Here is a 4,466-nt window from a genome sequence, read left to right on the forward strand (position 1 = left end):
TACATCAACGAGATAAACACTATCCCCGGCTCTCTCGCATTCTATCTCTGGGAGCCCAAGGGCGTGAAGTACACGGAGCTTCTCGAAAGACTTATCCAGCTTGCTCTCAAACGCTACAGACAGGGCGAGAAGATAAGCTATACCTTTGATACGAATATTCTCTCAATGGGAGGCAGCTTCGGCTCAAAGGGCAGCAAGAGATAATCATGCATTATGCATTATGAATTATGAATTGATGAATGGAGGGTTTAAAATGACCGAAAAGGAAAAACAGCAGGCAGGAGAGCTTTACGATGCAAGCGACAGAGAGCTCTTTGCGGAAAGAGTCAAGGCAAGAAAGCTCTGCGCGGAGTTCAACGCTCTGGAGTACAACGACTTTCAGAAGCGAGAAAGACTTATCGACAGGATAGTTGCCCTTAAAGGCGAGGACGTCTCTATCGAAGCGGGATTTCTCTGCAATTACGGCTACAATATCGTTATCGGCAACAATTTCCACGCCGATATCAACTGCATCATGATAGACAACGCCGAGATAACCTTCGGGGATAATGTCTATATCGGTCCCAACTGCTGCTTCTGCACGGCTGAACGCCCTCTTGAACCTGCTTTGAGGAATACGGGCGCTGAGTACGCAAAGCCCATCAAGGTAGGCAGCAATGTCTGCTTCGGAAGCAATGTCACCATCGCGGCAGGTGTGACCATAGGCGATAACGCGGTAATAAACACGGGAAGCGTCGTTACCAAGGATGTCCCCTCGGACTGCATAGCTTCGGGAAATCCCTGTCTGCCGACAAAGGTCACCGAAAGAAGCACAGCTCACGAAGCTCCGAAAAAGGCTGAGGAAAAGCCTGCGGAGGCTCCCGCAGAGAAAAAGCCCGAGCCCGCCCCCGAAAAGCCAAAGACAAGGCATCTTGAGATACGCCGCGTAGACGGTGCGCCCCACAGCGGCGGCGGTTTCCCCGACAAAAGACGTTGACACAAGGAGGACTGGACCATGAACACACTTCACTTCAAATACGCTGTTGAGATCGAAAAAACACGCTCTATCACACAGGCTGCGGAAAATCTCTACATGGCTCAGCCCAATCTGAGCAAGGCTATAAAGGAACTGGAAAATACCCTCGGCATCACTATATTCAGACGTACCTCAAAGGGTGTCATACCCACGGATCAGGGGCTTAAATTCCTCGATTACGCCAAGCAGATACTCATTCAGATAGACAATATGGAGGCGATACACTCTCCCGATAAGCCGAAAAACAGCCGACTCCGCATATCCGTGCCGAGAACGGGCTATATCTCAAAGGCTTTTTCGGAGTACATCGCAGGGCTCAACGCCCCCGAGGATATGGAGATATTCTTCTGCGAGACCAACTCACTCAGAACTATCGAAAATGTCCGCGAAAACGGCTACGATTTCGGAGTTATCCGCTTCAATGCGGCTCATGAGAAGTACTTTTCCGACTTCCTTGCGGAAAAGAACCTCGACAGCAAGCTCCTCTGGGAGTTCGAGATGCTGGCGGTAATGTCCTCCGAGCATCCTGCCGCAAACGCCGAGACCATAACCTACTCCGACCTTTCGTGCAGCTATACCGAGCTCGGACAGGGCGACGACGCTGTTCCCTACGTTTCGGGAGCTGTTGAGAAGCTCTATGCTTCAAACAGACCTGCGGACGTGCCTGTGAGAAAGGTTTGTATGTACGACCGCGGAAGCGCTCTCGACTTCCTGCTGACTGTGCCGCAGGCATTCATGCTGGACTCTCCCATGCCTGCAAGCCTCTGCGGAAAATACGGTCTTGTACAGCGCAGATGCGCCTTCCCCGACAACAACTTCAAGGACGTTCTCATATATACCTCGGGACACAAGCTCTCGGACAATGAGCTCAGGCTCGTGAACCGCCTCTATGAGGTCAGAAACGAGAGCGCCTTTGCGGAATATAAATAATATATTCGTTTGAATATGAGTACATTCTGAATAAGAATAATTATCATATATTGTTATTTACGGGGCGATTTTGACATCGCCCCTTACATTTTACTGCTTGAACTGCGCTGTGTAATTATATATATCAGGGCTGCCTTTTTTATTATTTACCACTGTATTACCACGAAGGCAAGCCAAAGTCTGACAACAGTCTACATATTATTCATTACGGGAATATCGATATCGGAATATCGATATTCCCCTGTTATATTTGTGCAACATTCTTTTCTATGATATAATATTTAATATATCATATGCAATGCTGCGTCATATTAAGTCAAAGGCGACAGACGTGAAAGCTCACGCATTGCAAATCTATGGCAAGGAAGGTATGGAAATGTTTGAAATTCTTGAGAAAAGAAGTCTCAACCCAACTGTTACCCTTATGCGTATAAACGCTCCCAAGGTAGCCAAAAAGGCTGAACCGGGACAGTTCATTATACTGAGGACTGACGCTGACGGCGAGCGTATACCGCTCACTATCGCGGATTTTGACCGCACAAGCGGCTCTGTTACTATCATATTCCAGATAGTCGGCGCAACTACCGAAAAGCTCAACCACATGAACGAGGGAGACTGCCTTCAGGACTTCGTTGGTCCTCTCGGCAGAGCCACAGAGACAGAGGGCCTCAAAAAGGTGGCAGTAGTCGGCGGCGGCGTAGGCTGCGCTATCGCTTACCCTGTTGCAAAAAAGCTCCATGCCCTCGGCATTGAAGTTCATTCCATAGTAGGATTCAGAAATAAAGACCTTGTTATACTTGAGGACGAGTTCAGGGCTTCAAGCTCAAAGTTCGTGCTCATGAGCGACGACGGAACAGCAGGCGAGAAGGGTCTCGTTACGGACGCTCTCAAAAAGCTCATCGACAGCGGCGAAAAGTACGACAGAGTAATCACTATCGGCCCTCTCATCATGATGAAGTTCGTCTGTAAGCTCACAAAGGAGTACGGTGTGCCCACTGTTGCTTCCATGAACCCAATAATGATCGACGGTACGGGAATGTGCGGCGGCTGCCGTCTCACAGTCGGCGGCGAAACAAAGTTCGCCTGCGTTGACGGTCCCGAATTCGACGGACACCTTATCGACTTCGACGAGGCTATGGCAAGAGGTGCTATGTACAAGCCCTTTGAGCGCCATGCTTACGAGGAAGCCTGCAATCTGTTCAAGGAGGTAAAGTGATATGGCTAATATGTCAGCTACAAGAAACGAGATGCCTGTACAGGCTCCCGACGTAAGAAACAAGAATTTCAGCGAGGTCGCACTCGGCTATACCGAAGAACAGGCCATAGATGAGGCTAAGCGCTGCCTCAACTGCAAGAACAAGCCCTGCACCACAGGATGTCCCGTACAGATAGATATCCCTGCTTTCATCGCTCAGGTGGCTGAGGGGAATTTTGCAGAGGCTTATAAAATAATCACAAAGTCGAGCTCTCTCCCCGCTGTATGCGGAAGAGTATGTCCTCAGGAGACACAGTGCGAGAGCAAGTGCGTAAGAGGCATCAAGGGCGAGCCCGTTGCTATCGGAAGACTTGAGCGCTTCGTTGCCGACTGGCATAACGCTCAGCCCGAAACAGCTCCCGAGATACCCGCAAAGAACGGTCACAAGGCTGCTGTCATAGGCTCGGGTCCTTCGGGTCTTGCCTGTGCGGGCGACCTTGCAAAGAAGGGCTACGACGTTACCATATTTGAAGCTCTCCACGTTGCGGGAGGAGTTCTCTCCTACGGTATCCCCGAGTTCAGACTGCCAAAGTCCATCGTTCAGAAGGAGATAGGCGGCCTTAAGGCTCTCGGCGTAAAAGTCGAGACTAATACCGTAGTCGGCAAGACTATATCCATTGACGAGCTCATGAACGAAGAGGGCTTCGAGACCGTATTCATCGGCTCAGGTGCAGGTCTCCCGAGATTTATGAATATCCCCGGCGAGAACCTCAACGGCGTTTACTCCGCAAACGAGTTCCTCACACGTATCAACCTCATGAAAGCCTACAAGGAAGGCAGCGCAACTCCTATCAAGGCAGGCAGCAAGGCTGTTATCGTAGGCGGCGGAAACGTTGCTATGGACGCTGCCCGCTGTGCAAAGAGACTGGGCGCTGAGGTATATATCGTATACAGACGTACAGAGGCAGAGCTCCCCGCAAGAGCTGAGGAGGTCGAGCACGCAAAGGAAGAGGGCATAATCTTCAAGTTCCTCACAAATCCCGTTGAGATAAAGGCTACCGACGACGGCTGGGTAAAGAGCATACACTGTCAGCAGATGGAGCTCTCCGAGCCTGATGCTTCGGGCAGAGCAAAGCCTGTTCCCATCGAGGGAGCCTTCATAGACATCGAGGCTGACTGCGTTATCATGTCTATCGGTACTTCACCCAATCCGCTCATAAAGTCCACAACAGCAGGCCTTGATACTCAGAAATGGGGCGGCATCATCGCAGACGAGGACGGTCTTACCTCAAAGGAAGGCGTTTACGCAGGCGGCGACGCCGTAAC

General features: G+C 50.5%; 4 protein-coding genes and 1 pseudogene. All 5 read left to right on the plus strand.

From position 1 onward, the window contains the following. A pseudogene (locus Q0R37_RS15225) lies at positions 1 to 204 on the plus strand (D-alanine--D-alanine ligase); the annotation flags it as partial. A 49-nt stretch (positions 205 to 253) separates the two neighbouring features. After that, positions 254 to 976 (plus strand): maltose acetyltransferase domain-containing protein, encoded by a 723-nt coding sequence (locus Q0R37_RS15230; RefSeq protein WP_366517450.1) that lies wholly within the window; start codon positions 254 to 256, stop codon positions 974 to 976. 18 nt (positions 977 to 994) lie between these two features. Next, positions 995 to 1,945, plus strand: a complete 951-nt coding sequence (locus tag Q0R37_RS15235; protein ID WP_294755440.1) for a LysR family transcriptional regulator — start codon at positions 995 to 997, stop codon at positions 1,943 to 1,945. Positions 1,946 to 2,321: 376 nt separating this feature from the next. Next, on the plus strand, positions 2,322 to 3,161 hold the full coding sequence (locus Q0R37_RS15240; protein WP_294755442.1) for a sulfide/dihydroorotate dehydrogenase-like FAD/NAD-binding protein: 840 nt from the start codon (positions 2,322 to 2,324) through the stop codon (positions 3,159 to 3,161). 1 nt (position 3,162) lies between these two features. Next, on the plus strand, positions 3,163 to 4,466 hold a 1,304-nt coding region (gltA, locus tag Q0R37_RS15245), incomplete at its 3' end, for an NADPH-dependent glutamate synthase (RefSeq protein WP_294755444.1).

Origin of the sequence: uncultured Ruminococcus sp. (assembly GCF_946415235.1) — a bacterium.
GTDB lineage: Bacteria > Bacillota > Clostridia > Oscillospirales > Ruminococcaceae > Ruminococcus.